Below are 22,706 nucleotides of genomic sequence, written 5' to 3' on the forward strand. Positions count from 1 at the left end.
TAACATCCTTGCGGGTGTTTTTTTATTACAAAAAAAGGAGTGGAATTAGTGGCAGATGAATTTTTAATAAAAGTTAAAGCCCAACTGGATACCGGAGAAGTAGAAGCAAAGTGGGCTGCAACAAAGGCTAAATTAGAACAACCAATAAAAATTAATGTAGATGCATCCGAATTCCGAAAAGCGGTGGCTGATTCATCGTTTGGGAGTGCAGGAGCAAAAGCGGGAAAACAATATTCCCAGGCTTTTTCGCAAACAGTAGCAAACAATGCCAAAGCGTCAAAAATATATTTTAATACCTTTTCAAGAGGATTAAATTCAAAATCGGGCGATGTTTCCGGGGATGTTTTACGTATTAACCAGTCGTTTGACAAAGCCATAAAATCAGGCATAGGAAAGGAACTGTCTTTCGCAAAAAGCCAGGCAAATGAATTCAAAGCATCCATGAAAAGTCTGGGAGCTACAATTGATACATCCATAAGCCCAAACCGGGTTGCTACTGGCTTAAAATCGCTGGATGAATGGATGGCGAAAAATACTAAATCAACAAAGCAATATGGGGATACACTGAAAGCCTTACGCAGTCAGTTGGCTTCCGTTAATAATGTTGCAGATTTTGACAAGATACAAGGTCAGATTAAGCTGGTTCAGGGACAGGCAGCTACCAAGGGATTGCTCGGTAAAGACTGGCTTGGAGATATGAAAGGCAGTTTAGAAAAATACGGGGTGTTTTTAAGTTCATTTGCTGTAATTAATGGAGCAGTAAGGGGCATAAAACAGACGTTTCAGGACGTATACGATATTGATACTGCAATGACCAGTTTATACAAGGTTACAAACGAGACATCCGATACCTATGATAAATTTTTGGACAGTGCCACACAAAAGGCAACGAAACTCGGACGCAGTATGACAAGCGTAATAGAACAAACTTCGAAATGGGCGAAGCTCGGGTATAATCTGGACGAGTCATCTAAATTAGCGGAGACTAGTTCCATTTATGCGAACGTTGGAGAAGTAGATGATAATACAGCGGTTGCCGATCTTGTCACCACTATGAAGTCTTTTGGAATTGCTTCTAATGAAAGTATGCAGATTGCGGATAAGCTCAATAAACTCGGGAATGAATTTGCTACTGACAGTGCAGCGCTTGGAACGGGTATCAAGAACTCAGCATCAGCCTTGTCATTAGCAGGAAATGACCTCAACGAATCCCTCGCGATGATAACAGGAATGACTGAAATAAACCAGAATGCCAGTGAATCTGGTAATGCATTGAAGGTATTAAGTATGCGTCTTCGTGGTATGAAAGGCAAACTGGAGGAAATGGAAGAGGACGCCTCGGATGTTTTGCCCGTAAGCAAAATACAAACACAGATTTTGAATAGAACCCAAGGTGCTGTTGACATTATGGATGATTTAGATCCTACAAAGTTCAAATCAACCTATGAGATCATGCAGGGTATAGCAGATGTCTGGGACAGGATTTCAGAAACGGATCAGGCAGACTTACTCGAGATTGTAGCCGGGAAACAGAGAGGAAACTCTATAGCAGCACTCATTAAGTCTTTCCAGAGCGGTCAGACGCAAAAAGCATTGAATGCATCCATCAATTCTGAAGGTTCTGCACAGGCAGAGCAAGACAGGTGGATGACATCTCTTCAGGCGAAAATCAGCCAGTTTACTGCCGCAAAAGAGTCTTTGTCCAGTACATTGGTCGATTCCGATTTCTTAAAAGGTATTGTTGAGTTTGGCACCACAGGAGTTACCTCTTTGGATCACATGATCGATAAGTTCGGAACCTTAAAGACAATGATCGCAGGTATTGCCACTTTTTCCGCATTTAGAGGAAAAGGGGTATCAAAATATAACAAAGAGAGCGATAGAATAGAAGCAGGGGGTTTTTTAGGGAACCTGCTTCATAATGTAAATAAACAGAGTAAAACCCCGGATGATATCCTGGATATGAATATGTCTTCCGGTATTATTAAGTCATATAAGGAATCAAATCTGAGTGCATCTGATTTCTTAAAAACTCAGAATCAGGTAGGCGCTTCACTTGCTCAATATATTGCAACAACGGATAAAGCAGAATTGTCAAGCAGCGGGTTTACACAAACTCTTAATCGTACAACAAAAGTTGCAACAGGGCTTGGTGCCGGGTTGAAAAAGCTGGGCGCATTCTCACTAAACTTAGGAACCAATATGCTGATTGGTGCCGGGATAGAATTAGCCATTAGAAAGATCCAGGATTATGCCCAGGAACAGGAAAGGGCTATTCAAAAAGGACAGGATACGCTTAATGAATTTCAACAGCAGCAGTCTTCCCTTGCATCAGCAGGACAATTAATTGAGGCTTCCGGTGATCGTTTTATCGAATTAGGAAAAGGGGTCAATGCCTTTGGCGAAAATATTTCTTTATCTTCGGAGGAATTTGCTGAGTATAATCAGATTGCCAGTGCGCTGGGAGATACACTCCCTAATCTGGCAAATGGATTTACGGATTTAGGAACCCCCATTATTACGGCGAAAGAAAATGTAAAACAGCTTACAGAGGCATTGAAAGAACAACAAAGCGTACTCAACAAAGAAAATATTAGCAACGCTTCTGATTATATGAAAGCATTTAACGCAAAAAATGATAAGGAGCCATTAATAAAATTTGCGGATGAAGCAGGTCTAAAACAAAAAATTGAAATGATAGAGCATATCGATGACTATCTGGCGGGAAATTTTGTATCAGCGAATCGTGATGGCGTGTCGATGACGGAATCTATTGGAATTGATAACAATACCATAAAACAGATTGGTAAAGATCTCGGTTACGATTTTTCAAGTGTTTGGTTAGGCGTTGATAAAGATGCGATCAAAGAAAATCTGGATGCCGTAAAAGAATATGGAAACCAGCTGAAATTACAGCAGGAAAGTGCGGTTCAGGAAGCACATCCGATCATAGAATCTTATCTTGGAGAAACGTCAAACTTTAAAAATTTGACGGAGGATGCCAAAACAACGATTAGTGCATTGGTAAATTCCATTGATTATGAGTTTGCCAGCAGCCATTTCTTTAATAAAGATAATAATCTGGATAGTTCTATGATTAATGCCTGGGCTGACCAAGTGACAACAGACCTGCAAAAAGAAGGTATTCAGGATAAAATATCGGAACTGTTTTTATTAAATGATGATAAATCAGATATGACTTTTAAGGAATACTCACAGAAAGCAAATTCCTTAATGAATGATATCACCAAAGATGTTACCGGGTTATCAAAAAGCCAGTTATCCAGTGCCAGCGGGTTCACGGATGCGATGCAGAATTTTGAGACGCATTATAACCGGGTTAAGGACTCAATAGGGAATGATGTTGACAAATTATCGTTAGATAAATTAGAACGGGCATTTACCATTATCTCTAATACGGATTATGACCTTAATTATGGGCAATTATTAAAGCGCATGGAAGCTGCTGAGAAGGTTCCTCTGGATGTCAACGCTACTCCTAAATTTGACGAATGGGAGGAAGCCTCAGGATCAGAAAATGATGGCGATAAATACGTCAAAATGGCAGAAGGACTCAAGAAAGCCAAGGAGCTATATGATAAGGGGCTTGTCGGAACCGATGACTTCAAAAAGTATGCTGCGTTAATCTCTCCAACAGGCATGGATGATCCGACTAACTTCATGGAGAACTACGGTAAATTTGAGCGATATTTTAATACTGAGGAATCGTCTGGTGTGCAAAATTTTCTGGAAGATCTTAAATCAAAAGGATTCGCAGACTTAACCACCGAAGTAGATGAAAGTGGAAAATCCATTGAGAAGTGGAAATATAATATTGATGATCTCCAAAAAGCCGCCCAGGAAACGGGTATGGGATTTGAGCCATTTATGGCTATGTTCGGCAGACTTCAAGCTTATGGTTTCTCTAATAATATGGTTGCCTCTGTTGAAGATGGAACAAGACATGTTGCTTCCTTATATGGAGAATTAGCGAAAGAAGAAGCAAAGTTAAAAGAGTTGCAAAAGCCTGGTGATTATGAAACAACAGATGAGAACGGCAACGTAACTAAATCACTTGGTAATCAAACAGCTATTGACCAAACAAAATCAAAAATAGATGAACTAAAAGGTAGCATTCAAGAAACGCTTGGATTTATGGATCAGCTGGTTAAACAGTCAAGTGAAGAGCGGGATCAACAGGTATCGGCTGCTAAGAATACAATTGAACAGTTGCAAGCTCAAAAGAAACAGGTTTTAGAATCAGATAATGAAAATAAAGACAGCGTTGCCGCAATGATTCAGGATCAAATCGATGCTTTAGCGCAAGAATATCATATATCAATTCAATTTGAAACAGAGCTTAATACCTCCAATAATACTTTAGATAACTCTATAGAAGCTGTTAAATCAGAAATTGAGCATGTCAATGACAGTTTAGTTTTAACACCAGAAGTAAAGGCAGAAAAATTACAAGCCCTTCAGAGTGAATTAGCACAACTTGTTTTTCAAAAAGATCAGCTTAATTCAGCTGTAGTTATGCAGGTGGACACTAGCCAGGTAGATAGCTCAGTAGGGAGTATTATTACGAAACTGCAGGAGTTTGAAACTGCTAAAGTTCAACTTGATTCGTTAAATGGGATGCAAGAAGCAGGATTAACCGTTGACGCTTCGCAGTTACAAGAAGCCCAGGGACAGGTAGACAATCTTGTATCCGAAATACAAACGCTATCAGATCAAAATCCAGAAATATCTGCTTCTCTTAATTTAAAAACAGATTCGGTAGCTACCATCCAAGCATCCATACAAAACATGACGAAAGAGGTATTAATTGATGCTAAGGTTAACCCGGCTGCCATAAATGCTTATAAACCGGAAGAAAAAGATTCAAAGGTGAAATTCAATCCTGATTTTTCACAAGTCGTTTCAGCTTCAGCACCGCTAAAAGATGGGACAGTTAATTACACTGCTTCATGGGATATTGGAGATCCACCAGTAAAAAACCAAATCGTAAACATTATTAAGAGAGAAGCCAGCGCACAGGGTGGTGCATACGCACAGGGAAATGCATACGCAAATGGCACACCTATGATAAAGTCTGCTCGTTTTAATGCCGGGGTATTAGGTACCGCTTATGCCAATGGCAATGCAAACCCAGTTGGACAAGTACTTATAGGGGAACTGGGAAGAGAAATTGTTGTTGATCCTAATGCCGGGGAATGGGAAACATACGGAGATAACGGAGCCGAATTTGCCCGTTTACCTAAAAATGCTATCGTATTTAATCACCTACAATCCGAAAAATTATTAAGACGAGGCTTTGTTGCTGGTCGTGGAACCTTAAAAGGCGGGGCTTTAGCGAATGGAAATGCCCGGGCTGGAATTGGCGGTGGAGGAGGTTTCTTCCAAGGTGGTGCTGCAACAGGTTCAAATAAGAATAATCAGTCTGCCACAAATCAAAACACAGCCGCAGTAAACTCAAATACTCAGGCGCAAGAAGATAACACCAAGAAAACCAAAGAGTCGAAAGCGGAAATAGATAACTTTGCTACCCGTTTAAGTTGGTTGGAACGTCAAGCAAAAAACATTACAGATTCAATAACAGAATATGTTTCTTTTGCTTTCAAATCTGCAAAAATAAAAGCACAGTCAAAACTAAATGATACACGCATCTCTGCAAATCAGCGGAGTTATGAAGGTTATTTAAATAAAGCTAACAGTATTGAACTTTCTGAGGACTGGAAACAAAAGGTGCGCGATGGGGACTTCTCCATAGATACAATCGATACCTCCACAGATGACGGCAAAAAACTGAAAGAAAATATCGATAATTATCAGAAATGGTATGACAAAGCTCTGGACTGCAAAGATGCTGTTGCTGAACTCCGGAGGGAGCAGACAAAGCTATTCGATGAATTAATGAACATTCCAACCGAAAAAGCAGAAAAGAAAATTGAAAAGCTTAATGATAAGTTAGATCTCCTGGAAGCAAATTATGATGCAGCGAGTTCTGGAAGCTCTGCAACTATCCAGAAAAGGATTCAGTTAAAAGAAAAACTGGAACCACAGAAGAAAACTGCAAAGTCTAAGAACAAAATCACACGGAAGGCAAAGAAAGAATTTAATGCTGCTGATGAAAGAATGGAGGACAGCGCTGATGCTGCAATCAAAGCTGTTAATAAGAGCGGACTCTCTCGGACTAAGAAGAACCGGCTCAAAAAGCAGATCAATGCAGGTAAGAAAATCAGCACAAAAGGATTTTCAGGCAAGAAGCTAAAAGCGGTTGAAGCATATGACCAATCTGTTTCTAAGAGATCATCTGCCAAAAAGTCATATAAATCAGCTAAGAAGGTTTCGGATAAAGCCAATAATAAAGTAGCCCGCACAGAAAAAGAACTTCGAAACCTCAATAGAAATGATGCTCAGGAAACTTATAAAGAACAAAATGCGATATTGGATGAAGAAGTTACCAATCAAAAAAGTCAGTATAACACCTATAAGAAAGCAGACAAAGAAGCAGACAAGAATGTTAAATCAACAAAAAAGACCGTAAAAAGTAAAGGTAATAGTCTACTTAAGTCTAAAAACAAAAATATACAAAAGCAAGAAGCTGCTATTAAAGCGGGTAAAACCATAAGCACAAAAGGCTTGAAAGGTGACGATTTAAAGAAAGCGAAAGCTTATAATGAAGCTGTCAAGAAAAATAACCTGGCTTTAAATGCGCAAACAAAAGCTGCTAATAATGCTGCCAAGGCTCAGGCAGAACTGGCTTCTAAAATGGCGGAAGTTGCCAATCAGCAGATGGAAAATATAAAAGCATTTTATGAAGCTAAAGGAACATATCTCTCATCTAATAGTAATAAGGCTTCTAAAAACAGAGAATTAAAAGTCGCTCAGGGAAAAGCTGTAACCGAAAATGATTTTGAAGCTGAAATTGTTGGAAAGAGAAATGAGAAAACAAATCTAGTATCCCAGCAAAAAGCAATGCAGGATCAATTTAATTCACTGGTGAAGTCAGGGAAAATCAAAGCAGGATCTGAGGATTGGTATAAGTGGCAAGCTGATATTGATGGTATTGGAAACGCTGCATCTGACGCTGAAATAGAAATTCAAAATCTATTAGACAGTCAGAAAAATATCAAAGTAACAAACATGGGTTATTCTTTAGACAGACTGAAAGCCCAAGCAGACAGTAAACAAGATGATATTTCTTTAAATGAAAAGAAGGGAATTCTCGCTACTGCTGGTGACTACAATACTTTAAAAACAAACAGCGAAGCCCAGGTAACAAACCTTGCCGCTCAGAATAAGGAATATGAGGCACAGCAAAAAGGGTTAGATATTAACTCTGAGAAATATCAAGAAATACAGTCCAAGATGGAAGCAAATAAATCTGCAATAAGAGCTGCACAGCAAAATCAAGAAGAATGGAATCACACAATAGAAAACCTTCCTATCGAAAAACTCAAGAAGGAACTGGAATTACTGGATGCTCAAAAGTCAAATCTGGAAAGCATCATTAATCTGAAGAAAGCTCAAAGTGCTGACTTAAGCAAAGATGATTATGATAAACAGCTTAATAAAAATAAGGAAGAAATTGAAAAACAAAAAGCCATAAAAAGTGCAGCCGAAGAAAATGCTAAAAAGTATGCAGGTGATCCTGACAATGAGTACTTCAAACAGTATACACAGGAGGCACTTGATGCTGACACTGCTATAAATAATCTGGAAGCTGATAACGAAGAATTAAAGGACTCCATGCGGAATGACATTTACTTCCGTGATCTTGAACGAATGCTTGAAGTTACAGAGCATTTAAGAAATTCTCTTAGTACAATAGCTTCGCTTATTACTGATGAGATGATGTTTGACGATGATGGCAAAATGACTGATTTTGGGATTACCAAGCTTGCCACAAGTATTAAAGAATACGAATCATACATGGATGATATCCAAACTATTCAGAAAAAAATTGCTACGATTGAGGGACTAAAGGGACAGGAAGGTTATTCTGAAAAAGAGTACCTGGAAGACCTGAAGAATGCACAAGAAGAACTCAATGAAGCAATCAAAAACGGTGGCTCTGCAAGAGAAGCGATCTTAAGTATCATGAAAAGTCAGTCCAAAGCTGAATTAGATGCTATCTTTAAAGTAATCGATGCCCGGAACAAATTACTGCAAAAAACTGAGGATTATTATAATTACGACAAGAACATGAAGAAAAGCAGTAAGGAGCTACAGCAATTAAAAGCTCAAGCAGCTGCTCTGGATGGCGTAACGGATGCAGAAAGCCGGGCACAAAAAGCAAGACTGGATGCACAGATCAAAGAGAAAGAAGAAGAAATTGAAGATACCGTTCACGAGCAGACAATCAAGATTCAGATGGATGGTTTAGACGAGTTAAAGGCTGAATTGCAAGAGGACTACGATAAATACATCAAAGACCTTGCACAAAATCTGGACAAAATTACTGATTTGATTAATGGCGCTACCGACATCGTAACTTCCTCTTTTGGAAAAGTCGGTGAAACCATACAGAAAATGCTTGAAAGTTTTGGAGTTGATCCTGGAAACTTTGACTGGTCTGGTCTTGGTGGTGCTGCTAAAGGCGGAATAATCGAAAAGAAAATTCGCTCAAACGGTGACTCATTGCTTGCTTCTGTAAATCCTGGTGAAACCATCTTGACTCAGGATTTCACGAAAATACTGCCAGAAGCTTTATTTACGATGAAAGCTTTTCATGCTCAGTTTGCGGATTCGTTTACTCCTAAAACACCAAAAATAGTGCCACGAGTAGCATCCATTAACCAGCAGATTGAATGTAGCCTTAATGTTCAGGGAGGAAATACAACTGAAGAGATGATTAAAGTTATTAATCAGCAAACTCCCAAGATTGCCAAGTATACATTGACTGCAATGGCAAAAGACCTGCGCAAGGCGGGGTGGTAACATATTCAGGGGCTTCTCATTGAGGAGTCCCTATTGTAATATAAGACTAGTAATAAATCTTTGTCTTAAATATTGTACATAAAAGATAAATTATAAAATAAAAGAAAGGAATCATAAAAATGTCAATTAAAGCAAGTAATCAATTTACTATTGTAGACATAGAAGAACAAACCTACGAAGACATCTGTACCCACGACACCACAACCGGACTCATCGAATGTACTCACGCACAGGATCAGGGATGTGTAAGGGTTACAGAATTACAGGGGAAATCGGAGCAGGTGCAGAGTACGCTGGGGAAGAATTTATTTAATGGGGTATTCCATGATGGATTTATAAATATAAATACCGGAGCAATCATTCCGCCTCAGTCAGATAATCCAAGTTCAGTTTACTCTGATTTAATTCGCTTATATTCTGGTAAAACCTATATAGTATCTGGTCACAATGGACAAGACATGAGATACCGCCTATTTAATTTAGATGGTTCTTATGCTAAAAGTATTAGTTCCTATGATCGATATACTTCTGACGGGGACTATTATGTACGGTTACTTTGGTATCAAGGCTTAACCAATGAGCAAAAATCTAAAATTCAATTAGAGGAAGGTTCCACAGCCACAGCCTACGAACCATTCATCCCCAACAGCCCCAGCCCAGATTATCCAAGTGTTATTAACAGTGTTGGGGATAGCGGGAAATTGAATGTGGTGAGTTCTGTTGGGCGGAGGAATTTATTTGAAAATTCAGAAAAATTCATGCTAAACCCAACTTGGCTTGGTACTGCAAAAGGTACTGCAGCTGAAGTAGATGAACCCATGTCTCCATACGGTAAGGCTGTAAAGATAACAGTAACGGGAGCGGGTACGGGATTTTATCATATGGGCGGATTGATGCCAATAGATAAAATGACAGTTGGTAAAATATATACTTGGAGCTTATTTCTAAAATCTGATAGCATTACTAGTATAAACACAATTGGACACGAATCTGGAGGTATGACTACATTATCAATATCTTCTGTTTGGAAGAAATATTCTTTCACGTATAAAATGACTGCCTCAAGTCTAAATGCCTTTGTAATATATCCTAATTTTGCAATAGGTGATACATTGTATATTCATAGCTTTAAATTAGAAGAAGGTGAAGAATATAGCGACTGGTCACCTGCCCCAGAAGACATCACCCCCAATAACTTCAAACAATACGAAGACAAGCTATCTCTCGCATCGGTAAACCTTACATCTCCACTTCGTTCTCTTCCAAATGGAATACACGATGTGCTGGAATGTAAAGATGGGATTTGGGGAGTTACGAGGAATATTTCAACTAATCCTATAACATTTCCGCCAACAGGTGGTCATAGTGAATTTACAAAAGTTGGAAATGGAAGTGTTCGGAGAGGTTGGGTTAATAATAGTTTTATTTGTGGAGATCCCAACGAGATTTGTGTCCTATCTGAGAAATATACTGCTGATACATGGAATAACATACACCTTTCGAGCGGTGGTCTTTTTATAGAAAAACCATTTGCTATCTGCGGTTGGGATTATAGTGGAAACTCACGATTCGATATTATGGTACCTGAATCAGTTCTTACAACTAAAGATGCTGCCGGATTGACTGCGTATCTAACGGTGAATTCTCCCGTTTTCTATGCTCAATTGAAGGCTCCAACCTGGGAACCCCTAGACGATCCGTCACAAAAAGCCCTGAACAATCTTTTGTCTTACTCAGACAAAGATTACATATATACAACAGATCCTTTAGCTACAAACTTTTCGATGGCAGTAAAATCACGGGCATTCTATGAAAACTTCAAGCTTCAGGAAGAGATCAAAAATACCAATTCTTCATTAGGCGACTTAGATGACGAAATCAAAGGCGGATTCTACGATGGAATTATCAACGTAAATGAAGCGGAAGCCATCCGTAAAGCTGCCGAAACAATGCATACTCAGGTCACGAACCAATTTAATAAGGTAGATTCTAATCCTTCGCTGACTGGCACACCAAAGTCAACACACCAGGCTAAGTATACTGAGTGTAATAATGCATATAATACGCTTATTTCTAAGATCAATACTGCCATCGATTACTGCTCAGTTAACAGCACGAAAACAGATTCTCAAAAGAAAACGGCTGTTACAGATATGAATACAGCTTTCGGGACGTATAAAACGAAGTTGGCAGATTACCAGAAAGCTTATCAGGATGCTATTGATGCTATCGCGAAGAAGAAGGCGGATGATGCGGTTGATGGTGTTGTAATTGGTGGAAGGAATCTTCTATTAGATAGTGGACGCGTTATAACGTCAGCAGAGTACAACGTGGTAAACTATAGAACCTCTTCGCTTAAACCTAATACGAAATATACCGTTGTCTTGAACGGATATAGCAATGCACCAAATAAATTGGGTGTGTGGTTTAATAGCGGATATGATGGAGGTGGAACATTCCCAGCAACTACAGTGGCAAAGACGCAGTATATAGTGGTAACTACCCCCGGTACACTAAATTCTACAACGGTGTTTATGTTTAATTATCCATCATCCACAGCCACAAACGCAACGATAAATTGGGTGTGTATGTACGAAGGAGAAATTAAGCCGCCATTGGACTGGACACCTGCCCCTGAAGATACAGACGAGAAAATAACCCAAGTTTCTGCTACCCTAACCAGTACAATTAATGATGTCAAACATACCGTTGATAAAAACACCAAGAGTATTACGGATAAGGTTTGGAAAACAGACATCCTCACTGGCATTAAAGATTTAAATGTTGGTGGAATTAATCTCTGGGATTTGTCTGCTATTAAACGGTATGCTTCAGGCAGTTTAAATACAATTGTTGCAGGAACTACAGTTGATGCTAAGACGGGTAAAATAACTGTTACATCAGATCCACAGGCTGTACCTGGTTGTAAGATCGATGTCTCTACACTTACTCGCAATTCAAGCAATATTGGGGAATTAGTTATCACAGGATATTTTGATCGTCCAGATTTAGACGAAAATAAGCTTAAAAATGTCTATCTTTACTACCGTTGTTTTAATGATGCAAATGCAGAAATCCAAGCACATACTAATAAATTAGTACCGGTTGAAGCAAGCAGTAATCTGTTTGCAGGTACTCTTTCTATTCCGGCAAATACTGCTTATATCAATTTTGGAGTCGGTCAATTCCCTTATGTAAAACCATACACACTAACTGGAATCACTGTAAAAGATTCAGCTCTCTATGATATTACAAAAGGTCTTAGGGATCAGGTATCTCAGGCTTATCAAGATATTAGCGGATTTAAGCAGACTGTCAAGGATACCTATACTACTAAAACGGAATTTGATCAATTGAGCATTGGTGGAAGGAATTTGTTTACCAAGTCTAATTTGAACAAATACAGTAACTTGGAGCAATGGACTATCAATGGATATGCAACTGGTACCCTTGATTCTGTCAATAAATATAATGGTTACACAAGTATAAAATTAGTTACAACAAATGCAACTGGTATGAATTCTAAAAAAATAACTCTTTTAAAAGGTAAGACATATACATGGAGCTTTTATATTAAAGCAACAGAGGCATTTGTACCATCCTCTATAAAAATTATGCACATGCAATTATCAGATGGCTCAAACATTCACTGCGAGGTAAATCGTCGTTTTAGTCCTTCAAATGTTTTAGCTAATACCTGGACAAAAGTATCAGCAACATTTGATACTCCGACGACAGCAGAAACATATACTTGGTCTGGATATATATGGTACCTTACCAATAATCAGACTTACAATGTATGCTGTTTTAAATTAGAAGAGGGAAATAAGGCTACCGATTATACAGAAGCTCCAGAAGATACCGACGAAAAGTTTACTAATTATACCACGACCACTGACATGAACTCATTAATTAACCAAACAAAGTCAGACATTGAACTTGGAGTATCTAAAGCATACACAAGTAAAACCGAGGGAGATAAAATAACCCAAGGTTTAAATAAGTGGATATTAGAGGTTTATCAGCTGACCAGTTCTTCTATGCCAAATCCTAGAGTTGCGGATATAGAGAATATTCGGGGGAAAGTGCCGACTAAGATTATTGAAGTTGCGGATACTGCGATGAGTGCTAGTCTTAATACTGGTGATTACTACATTGGACATGCGTTTACTTATCTCTATTTTGATGCTGCCTATACATGGTCTGGAACAATTAARACAGATGATGAGGGCGTAGTTTATCTCAATGGTGTTAAAAAAGTATCTACAACAACTAGCGTGGCTACAAATATTTCTTTACCATTTCAAGCTGGTTGGAATGTTCTTGAGGTTGTTTATAATGAAGGAACTAGCAATGACGGTTGGTTATTCAGTAGTAAATTATCKACATTATCTCAATGCAAGATCATGAACTGCTATGCTCAGGTGTCGCTGAATGCGAGTGCTTTAATCAAGGTTACGGCTGATGCTATTAACAGTAAAGTTGAGAATAATTCTGCTTATAGTGAAGTTGTTCAGAATGCCGGGAAAATTAAGTGGTTAGTTGCATCGGGAAAAGATCCTGCCAGCATGGAGTTGACACCGGAGGCTTTAAATGTCGTTGCTAAATATATAAATCTTAATGGCGATGTTAAAGTTAGTGGCAATATGCTGGTGGATGGAGCTATAACAGCCCCTAAGATTGCTGCTAAAGCCATTACCGCTGATAAAATAGCTATCGGCGATTTCACAAATTATGCCCAATTAAATGTTGATACTTTGTCTAAATGGGGCTTCACTTCTGTGGATGAGACATCTGCAAGTGCTAATCCTTGGTTTAAAAGAAATAATATTACCAGAGATTGTTTTATTAGCGAATGGTATCCTTGTAACGGTGGAGAAAGTTTTAGGATTAAAGCTGATATCAAAACGACAGTAAAAGGTTCTTCTACAAATGGGGGAACAGATAGTGACTTTAAAGGCGTTACTGTTGGTGTCTACTGCTATAGTAATACTAACGCAATTTCTATATATTATGCACAACGTGTTACTAATCAGACGCAATCCATTTCCAGTGCAGTTACATTAAACAGTAATATCAGGAAATTTGCTGTGTTTGTTCAGATAGAAGGATGGGCTCCATTTACAGGAGAATTATTTGTCAGAAATGTTCAGGTGACGAAAATGTCTACGGGAGAACTGATCGTTGACGGATCTGTAACTGCGGATAAAATGAATGTTAAAGGACTGACTGTAAGCGATGGCTCAAAAAATACCTTGGCAATTGATAATGCTGGAAATGTTTCTTTAGATGTTAAAAGTCTTAGAATTACTGGAAGTGCTGCCGCCACTCAATCTGAGGCTCAAGGCTATGCTTCCTCAGCTAAGTCAGAAGCTATTTCAGCTGCAGCTTCCGATGCCTCTACAAAAGCAAACAACGCTAAAACAGATGCTTTAAACGCTGCAAAAACCTATACGGACAATGGGTTGGGTAGTAAATTGGATACCTCATGGATGACGCAAAAAAATGTTTTTGATAAGCTAACAAATAATGGATCGTTACAAGGCATTTATATGGAAGGTGGCAAACTCTATATTAACGGTGAGTATATCAAAGCTAATTCTATTGATGCTGACCGTTTGATTGTCGGTATGAATCCTAACCTCGTAAGATACGGACTGGATACGATGGAGCAATATTCTACGGTTCCTAACTATTTAAGCACCAGTGGAACAACAATCACCTTGGACTCAACACAGTATTATTGTGGTACAAAATCCATTAAGGTTTTGGGCACAACCTCAAATAACTATATCTGTCTGGGAAATTCCACTAATGATTTCGGATGTGTGCCTGTAACCGCAGGTAAAAAATACATCATATCCTGTTATGTAAGGCATACGACAACCTCCAGAGCGAATGTAACCTTCAACATAGTCGGACACACTGAAATTTCAAGTAATGCTACAACTTCAACAGCAAGCTTTAGCGATATTGTAACCAATACTGATGGTTGGAAAAGACTTGTTATCAAGTATACTGCAACCTCTACGTACCCGTATATCTCTCTTAGGATAGCAACCGGAAGTTCAAATATCCCAGTTTGGTTTGATGCTTTCCAGATTGAGGAAGTAGATGATTTGGGGAAAGAGCCTGGAGCATTTAAACAAGCTGGAACTACTATTATTAATGGTGAGAATATCACTACTGGCACTATATCTGACGCATTAGGCAACATAAGTTGGAATCTTGCAAGTGGAGTTTTGAACGCAAAAAAACTAAGCATCGATTCTATTAATTTTAAGTTGACAGAAGCGGGTGTTGTTACTGCCAAATCAGGAATCATTGGTGGTTGGAATATCACCCCAGAATCTATGAACCGACAGTTTACCGCAAATAATAAAAATTATTGGCTATATTTTGACACAGGAACAACTACTGATGCTTATGCGGCATTTATGTTAAGGACTAAAGCTACAACAGCCAGTGCCTGGGAAGATAAATTTTCAATCGCATGGAATGGCAAGATGACTGCTATGGACGCGGATGTACGGGGTAAAATTACTGCTACAAGTGGAAGCTTTAATGGAACAATTGAAGCTCAAATAATTAATATCCTAAACAAAATGTCTATATATTATAATGATTTAGGTGTAAAAAAACTAACCAGTGTAATAGAAATACCTAACAGGACTAGCGAGGGTGCACATTCTGATTTAATGATTGGTGGTGATACATCATATCTGACTCTAAAGGCTAGTGATCAGATTCGTAGTTATACACCACTCAATATAATGAACTCAATTATGGAGTATGGGGTTTCTTTATCCAATAAATATCAGGCAAAAGGAAGCTATTCTGCATCAAATCACACGCATACAGCAGCACAGGTAGGGGCTGCTACAGCAACTCATTCCCATAGCGCAGCTCAAATAGGCGCAGCTGAATCCTCGCACCAACACGGGCAATTACATCAAGACGGAAAAGCAGTTGTGACAACTTCAAATGGCGGAACTATATTTAGAGCAGCAGAGGTTCGTGGAAATAATGTGGTTACTTTAGGATCTTCTACTTACAAATGGACAAGACTATGGGCTGTACAAGGAACAATCAGTACATCAGATAGAAATGAAAAAACTAATATAGAGCCATTGGACGAAAGATATGAAAAATTATTTATGGATTTAAAACCAAAAATGTTTAATTGGAAGAACTTCACAAATAAAGATCATCATGATAGGAGACATTGTGGGTTAATAGCCCAAGATGTTGAAGACGCCACTTATGCCAACGGTTTATCTCCAGAATTATTTGCAGCTGTTTGTAAGGATAATCTTGAGAAACCAACTGAAGATGGTCGCAATTGGAGCTATGGTTTAATCTATAGTGAATTACATGGTTTAGAAATACATATGATACAAAAAAATATTGCTGAAACATTTGAACTTAAAAGTCAGATTATGTCGTTAAGAAATGAAAATGATAATTTAAAAAGTATAAACGATGAAATAATTAAACGATTGGAAAAAATTGAAAAAATTATTGATGTATTTTAGTCAAATACAATTGTAAATATATCCCATATCGTCTATAATAAAATCAAATATATCAAGGGAGGATATGGGATATGAAGAAGATTCTTGGCAGTTTTGTAGTTATTCTAATTGTATTTTTTTCATTAAATACTACAATAGAAGCATCTGGTAACAAAGTTAAGATGGGAGACAATGTATATGTAACATTTGATTATTCAGAAAATCATTTTAAAGCTACTATTTCAGGAACGGGAGCTATGTATGATTATGATTTAGATGGTTATGAATCCAGTGGACTATTGAAAAACCCCTTCATGGGGCTTACAAAATTCACTGGATCTATAATAATTGAAGAAGGTATAACTAGTATAGGAAATTATACTTTTTATTGTTCACGTGTGTATGAAGCAGAACTACCTACTACATTAAAACGTATAGGGGATTATGCTTTTGCAAGTTCAGACTTATCTGGCATTAGATTTCCTGAAGGTTTAACTGAAATTGGTAAATATGCTTTTTTAGGTACTATGTCAGATTTCTACAGACCAACACTTGAACTACCGCAAAGTATAACTAAAATAGGCGAGAATGCTTTTGCTGGTTGTCGGATGACAGGAATAAAATCAAATATTAAGGATCTGCCTTACGGAATATTTAGTGACTGTGAAAAAGTTAATTCTGTCAGCTTAGGGAATAATTTAAAGTCAATAGGAGCTAATGCATTTAATAATTGTAAGGCATTAAAAAATATAATATTACCAAATAGTGTTCAATCCATTGGCGGATATGCATTCAATGGTTGTATTTTATTAACCGACATCAACATCCCCGGCTCAATGCAAACTATCGGAGCCAACGCATTTGCAGGATGTCGTAGACTTTTCAACGTAACAATGCAGGAAGGTGTTAGAAACATCGACGATAACGCTTTTAATGGTTGTATACGTCTTCAGACAATGACACTGCCAGCATCAATCCAATCCATAGGGGATTACGCATTTAATCAATGTACGATGCTTCGTAGCGTAATGATTCGTAATGGCAACACAAATCTCGGCTCAGGAGTCTTCAACGGGTGCCCCGTAACACTATCAGCATCAAAAGGTTCCAGAGTCCAAGCATACGCGAAGAGCAACGGAATAGGCTTCAAAGATAACGGTAGTTATGCTGTGCCATTTGTAACTCAGGAATATATTTCAGGCAGTTTCAGATACAAAGTCCTGACATCAGGATCAAACGGCGGTACAGTCCAAGTAATCGCCCCAATCAACAACAAGAAAACGAAGCTCACGATTCCTGATACCGTAAAACTCAACACCTACAACTTTACGGTCACAAGCATCGCAAAGAACGCTTTCAAATCCAACAAGAAACTTAAGACTGTCAATATAGGCAAATACGTTACATCAATCGGAGACAGAGCATTCTACAACTGCTCAGCGCTTACAAGTGTAAAATTCGGCAATAGAGTCAACGAAATCGGTAAAGCTGCATTCCGTGGCTGCTCGAATCTGAAAAAGGTGAAGTTACCGACTAAAGTTACGACAGTTAAAGATGAACTGTTCTACGGCTGTAAGAAGCTGACGACAGTGACGTTGAGTAATAATACAACTTCTGTTGGTAACGGAGCTTTCTCAGGATGTAGCAGTTTAAAGAGCATTACTCTTCCGTCACGTGTTAAGACACTTGGAAGCAAGGCATTCTATAACTGTAAGAATCTGAAAAAGATTACGGTTAAAGGAACTGCGCTGAGAAAGGTTGGAAGTTCTGCACTGAAGAAGATAAACAGTCGGGCTACGATAAAGGTTCCTAAGAGTAAAGTAAAGAAATATACAACTCTATTTAAAGGTAAGGGACAGAGTAAGACGGTTAAAGTAAGTAAATAAAGGGAGAAGAAGATCGTATGAAAAAGGTAAAAGTATTATTGGCTACGGTTTTGGTAATATCATTGTGCTTAGCACCTATAAGTGCAAGTGCTGCATCAAAAAAAGAGATTAAAAATGTTCAGACAACGGTAAAGAAGTTTTATAATGCGGCAAAGGTTTATAATGCACCACGTATGAAGAGTTGTTTTGTTAATCCAAGCGATATGAAAGTTTTTATTGAAAATAAAGAAATGGCTAAATTTTGTAGAAAACAGAATAAAAAACTTAAATATTCTATTCGTTCCACTAAAGTTAAGGGAAAGAATGCCACAGTAAAAGTAAGGTGCACTTATGCTAATGCATATAAACATATATATTATGCTTGCGGTGATGTAATATCTTATAATTTACTATATCCTCAATGTACGCCAGAAGGACTTAGAAGATATCAATATGAAAGAGTTCTGGTCAATATTGATGATCTTGGAATAGATTCGAATACTAAAACAATTACGTTAAACCTGAAAAAAGTAAAGGGAAAATGGAAAATAAGTAATGCAACACGGAAAATAATGGATTCAGTAAATTGCAATTATGAAAGCGCTTATCAGGATTATTTTGCAGAATATGATTAAGAACAATTAAAAATGTCATAAAAATCAATATGGACTGACTTTATGGTAAATTGCAGTATTTTAAGTATCTATTGATATAAAACATCTGATTTTACAAGACTTTTCCAATGGGACTGCAAAACAATTGAATCATTTATGTAGACAAAGTCAATTTAATAGTATAGTAAGGTAAATTAGAAATTTGTGGAGGTAAAAGATATCATGTTAAGACCAAAAGAGGTAGTGTGTAAGTGGGTAGATGCCTTTAATAATCACGATGTAGAGGCAATTACAAGTCTTTATCACGAAGATGCAACAAATCATCAAGTAGCCAATGAGCCTGTAGTTGGAATAGAAGCAATTCGTGCAATGTTCACTGATGAATTTGCTATTGAAGATATGACTTGCATTGTAGAAAATATATTTGAAGATGGGCAATGGGCAATTTTAGAATGGAAAGACCCATTAGGCTTAAGAGGCTGTGGATTTTTTCATGTTGTTAATGGAAAAATTCTGTTTCAAAGAGGATATTGGGATAAACTATCATTCTTGAAACAACGCAACTTACCTATCGAATAAATTCCAGTTTAAATAAAAGATGTCAGGACATCAGATATCATAAATTATTTGGTGTTTTGTTAACCGTATGAGAGTCTATCGAGTAGGTAGGCTCTTTTATTATGCCAAAAATCAAACCACTCGTACAGATTTTACGAGAGGAACATATAAAATTAAAAATCATGGAGGATTTGAATATGAAAACAATCACAATTAAAAACTGGGCAATCACAAAAATTTATGAGGATTTATTACCATTTTTATTAGGAAACAAGAAATACCCACAGAAATTAAACTGGACGATGTATAAAGCTGGACAGAAGTTTGAAGAAGCTGCTATCCGTTATAACACTGAATATAGACGTTTACTGCACCAATATGCGGTAAAGGACAAAAATAATAATCTGATTACGGATAGTGCTGGTAATGTGATTATTCCTGATTGCCTGAATGATGTATTTATCCATGAGTGGCTAACCTTGTCAAATATTGACGTAAAATTACAGATGGAAGAAGTAGATGAAGAGATCTTCAACTATGATGATTCAAAAGGTCAATACGAGACGCTAAAGCCACATGAATTGCGGGTGTTGAAAGAGATCCTGTGCGATCCCGAGGATTACATAGGCAAGTGGGTCGCGGAACACGACGTACCAGTGGAAGAGTGCCGCATATATTGATCAAATGAAACTCCGGTTTTCTTGCTACTCAAGGGTAGTGGGGAAGCCTTATTTTATTGTGCAAAGTTGTTCCGGGCACAGTTAGTAAAATCTATGGGATGAACTAACAATAGGAAAATTGAGTTTAAGATCCAAGTCACCAAAGTTTGGTAGGGGTCTTAATAGATTAAATTAAAAAAGAATAGGAGATTATTATGGGTAAAGTAAATGTAGAGGTAAAAGAATTCATGGGCATGGATGTAAGGGTTATTGAGAATGAATGGATGGTGTTGAAGGATATGTTCTCAGCACTGGGGAGAGTCCGAATTAATGGTGGATGGACGCATGAAAAAAAGAAATTGTTAAAATTTCTTGAAGAACTGGGCAAAAAAGACCTCTACCAAACATCGGTAGACGTTCCGGTCAAGAAAGGACAGTTGGAAAATGTAGAGTGTCTGAAATTAGAAATAACGCCACTAATACTGACACAGTTTAAACCAACAGGTAGGAAAAGCGTAGAAGCTCTAAATGAGTGGTACAAATTCATGAAATTTGTTGATGATATATTAGTATCCCTAGAGGTACATAAATTTATAGTAAAAGACAAAGGAACTCAGAGAGAACAAATTGACAGGTTGTCAAATGCTAAAGGTGATCCCAAAATAGCAAATATGCAAGTAAATATGATTATGGCTAAACTGATAGGTGTATACGACCAGGGTATAAAGAGAGTAAAAAAGGAAGAACTGAGGGTGTACAAGGATCAGACAACCGTGGATTTGCTGGAAGTGAGAGAGTTTGTAATGGAGAAGTTTATAAATGCCTATGAATTTACGAGGAGCCATAAATCTGCTGGTGAGATGGCGTTAAAGTTGGCGAAAGAGAAATATTCCAAAGGGTTAAATTTGGTTGCGTAGGGAGTAAATAAGATAAATGATATTGGCTGCTCTGTAATATGGGCAGCTATTTTTGAGGAGGAATGTACATATATGGTAAAAAGCAACAACGAGTTATTGCAGTATGCAATCAGTAATGGTATCATTAATTTTGAAGATGTGCAGAAAAAAATAGATATGGCAAAGAGAGAACAAATTTTAAGAAAGCATCCATTTGAGATATGGGAAAGTGAAAATGGTTATTGCTACACGTATTTGCCTGACGAAACGAAGAAGAACGGAAGACGGCAAATAAAGCGTAAGTTGAGTAAAGGAAAAAATCCTGATCAAGCCATTGAAGATGCGATTGTCGAGTTTTATCAAAAGCAGGAGAGTGATGAGAAGAAAAGGAACACAGCTACTTTAAAAACAGTTTTTCAACAATGGATGGAATATAAGTGCTTTCACACAAATTCTTCGTCTTATATGAAACGTATAAGTAATGATTGGTTTAGGTTTTTTGAGCCTGAGAACATATCTGTAATGCCAATTAAGGACCTTGATGTATTATTCTTGGATAACTGGTGTCATAAGACCATAAAGAAGTTTTCATTAACAAGCAAACAATTCTACAACATGGCAATAATATTGCGTCAGGGGCTGGATTACGCTGTCAGAACGGGTGTTATAAGTGAGAATCCCTTCTTGGAAGTTGTAATTAATAGAAAGATGCTTCGGAAGACTGAAAAGAAGGCTGATGAAACACAAGTCTTTAGTATAAAAGAAGAGCCTCAGATTATTGCTTTTGAGAAAGAGCGTTTTAATGAAAATGGATTTACAGTTCACCTGGGGATTATTTTGGCTTTTAAGATAGGGTTAAGGGTTGGAGAGCTTAGTGCATTAAGCATCACTGATTTTAACGAAGACTTATCCTATGTCCACGTTCATGCTATGGAAGTTTTAGAGTATGATACAGACGATAACATATCGTACCACGTGAAAGAGCGTAAGGTAGTTGACTATACGAAATCATGTGCAGGAGATAGAACCGTATATGTTCCGCAGGATGCAAGGAAACTTGTGAAGCAGATCATTAAAACCAATATATCTAATGGAATTTGGGAAAAGGGGTATTTATTCATAAGAGATAATGGAGAAAGAATCCAATCACATTCGTTTTCAACTGCATTATTAAGGTGCTGTAAGAAACTAAATTTAACAAATAGGAGTATGCACAAAATAAGAAAGACTTATATATCTGCGTTGATTGATGGGAATATAAATATAAACGAGATCAGAAAACAGGTGGGGCATGAAGATGAGAGAACAACACTCAGAAATTATTGCTTCAACAGATATACGAGGAATCAAACGGAAGAACAGATGGAAAATGCACTTAAACTAAAAGCATAAATATTTACATGATTATTTAGGCAATCAAGGGCAATCAAAAAATGAAGACATAAAAAAAGCGGAAAAACCCAGTAAATACAAGGCTTTTCCACGATTAAGAGAGCAGTCCGTAGGGGAATCGAACCCCTGTTTCCGCCGTGAGAGGGCGGCGTCTTAACCGCTTGACCAACGGACCTCATCGCTTGGTACTTGCATATCATATACCATTTTAGAAAATTTTGCAAGTACTTTTTTTGATTTTTTTTAATTTTTTTGCAAATTA

At 37.7% G+C, this 22,706-nt stretch carries 8 protein-coding genes and 1 tRNA gene; 8 read left to right on the forward strand and 1 reads right to left on the reverse strand.

Annotated elements, in window-relative coordinates:
- The first annotated feature begins 48 nt into the window (after window positions 1–48).
- The 8 genes from QR40_RS15630 (at window position 49) to QR40_RS15665 (ending at window position 22,444) form a co-directional block, all read left to right on the forward strand.
- Window positions 49–8,946 (forward strand): phage tail tape measure protein, encoded by an 8,898-nt coding sequence (locus QR40_RS15630; RefSeq protein ID WP_044295929.1) that lies wholly within the window; start codon window positions 49–51, stop codon window positions 8,944–8,946.
- A gap of 119 nt (window positions 8,947–9,065) precedes the next feature.
- Complete coding sequence (locus tag QR40_RS15635) at window positions 9,066–16,481, forward strand: carbohydrate binding domain-containing protein (RefSeq protein ID WP_044295930.1); 7,416 nt, start codon at window positions 9,066–9,068, stop codon at window positions 16,479–16,481.
- Between the two features lie 71 nt (window positions 16,482–16,552).
- The gene (locus tag QR40_RS15640) at window positions 16,553–18,346 is read left to right on the forward strand and encodes a leucine-rich repeat domain-containing protein (protein ID WP_027294259.1); all 1,794 of its coding nucleotides are present in this window, start codon (window positions 16,553–16,555) and stop codon (window positions 18,344–18,346) included.
- Between the two features lie 17 nt (window positions 18,347–18,363).
- A complete protein-coding gene (locus QR40_RS15645; protein ID WP_027294258.1) occupies window positions 18,364–18,960 on the forward strand; it encodes a hypothetical protein in 597 nt (198 codons plus the stop codon).
- A gap of 201 nt (window positions 18,961–19,161) precedes the next feature.
- Entirely contained in the window at window positions 19,162–19,518 is a 357-nt protein-coding gene (locus QR40_RS15650; RefSeq protein WP_027294257.1) for a nuclear transport factor 2 family protein, read from the forward strand.
- A gap of 176 nt (window positions 19,519–19,694) precedes the next feature.
- Window positions 19,695–20,177 carry a hypothetical protein gene (locus tag QR40_RS15655; RefSeq protein ID WP_027294256.1) on the forward strand — a complete coding sequence of 161 codons (483 nt, stop codon included), beginning with the start codon at window positions 19,695–19,697 and terminating at the stop codon, window positions 20,175–20,177.
- A gap of 194 nt (window positions 20,178–20,371) precedes the next feature.
- Window positions 20,372–21,073 carry a hypothetical protein gene (locus QR40_RS15660; protein WP_027294255.1) on the forward strand — a complete coding sequence of 234 codons (702 nt, stop codon included), beginning with the start codon at window positions 20,372–20,374 and terminating at the stop codon, window positions 21,071–21,073.
- 72 nt (window positions 21,074–21,145) lie between these two features.
- The gene (locus QR40_RS15665) at window positions 21,146–22,444 is read left to right on the forward strand and encodes a tyrosine-type recombinase/integrase (RefSeq protein WP_027294254.1); all 1,299 of its coding nucleotides are present in this window, start codon (window positions 21,146–21,148) and stop codon (window positions 22,442–22,444) included.
- A gap of 103 nt (window positions 22,445–22,547) precedes the next feature.
- Here QR40_RS15665 and QR40_RS15670 read toward each other — a convergent pair.
- Window positions 22,548–22,619: transfer RNA gene (locus QR40_RS15670), tRNA-Glu, on the reverse strand.
- Between the last annotated feature and the right edge of the window lie 87 nt (window positions 22,620–22,706).

The organism is Robinsoniella peoriensis (assembly GCF_000797495.1).
In the GTDB taxonomy this organism is placed as follows: domain Bacteria; phylum Bacillota; class Clostridia; order Lachnospirales; family Lachnospiraceae; genus Robinsoniella; species Robinsoniella peoriensis.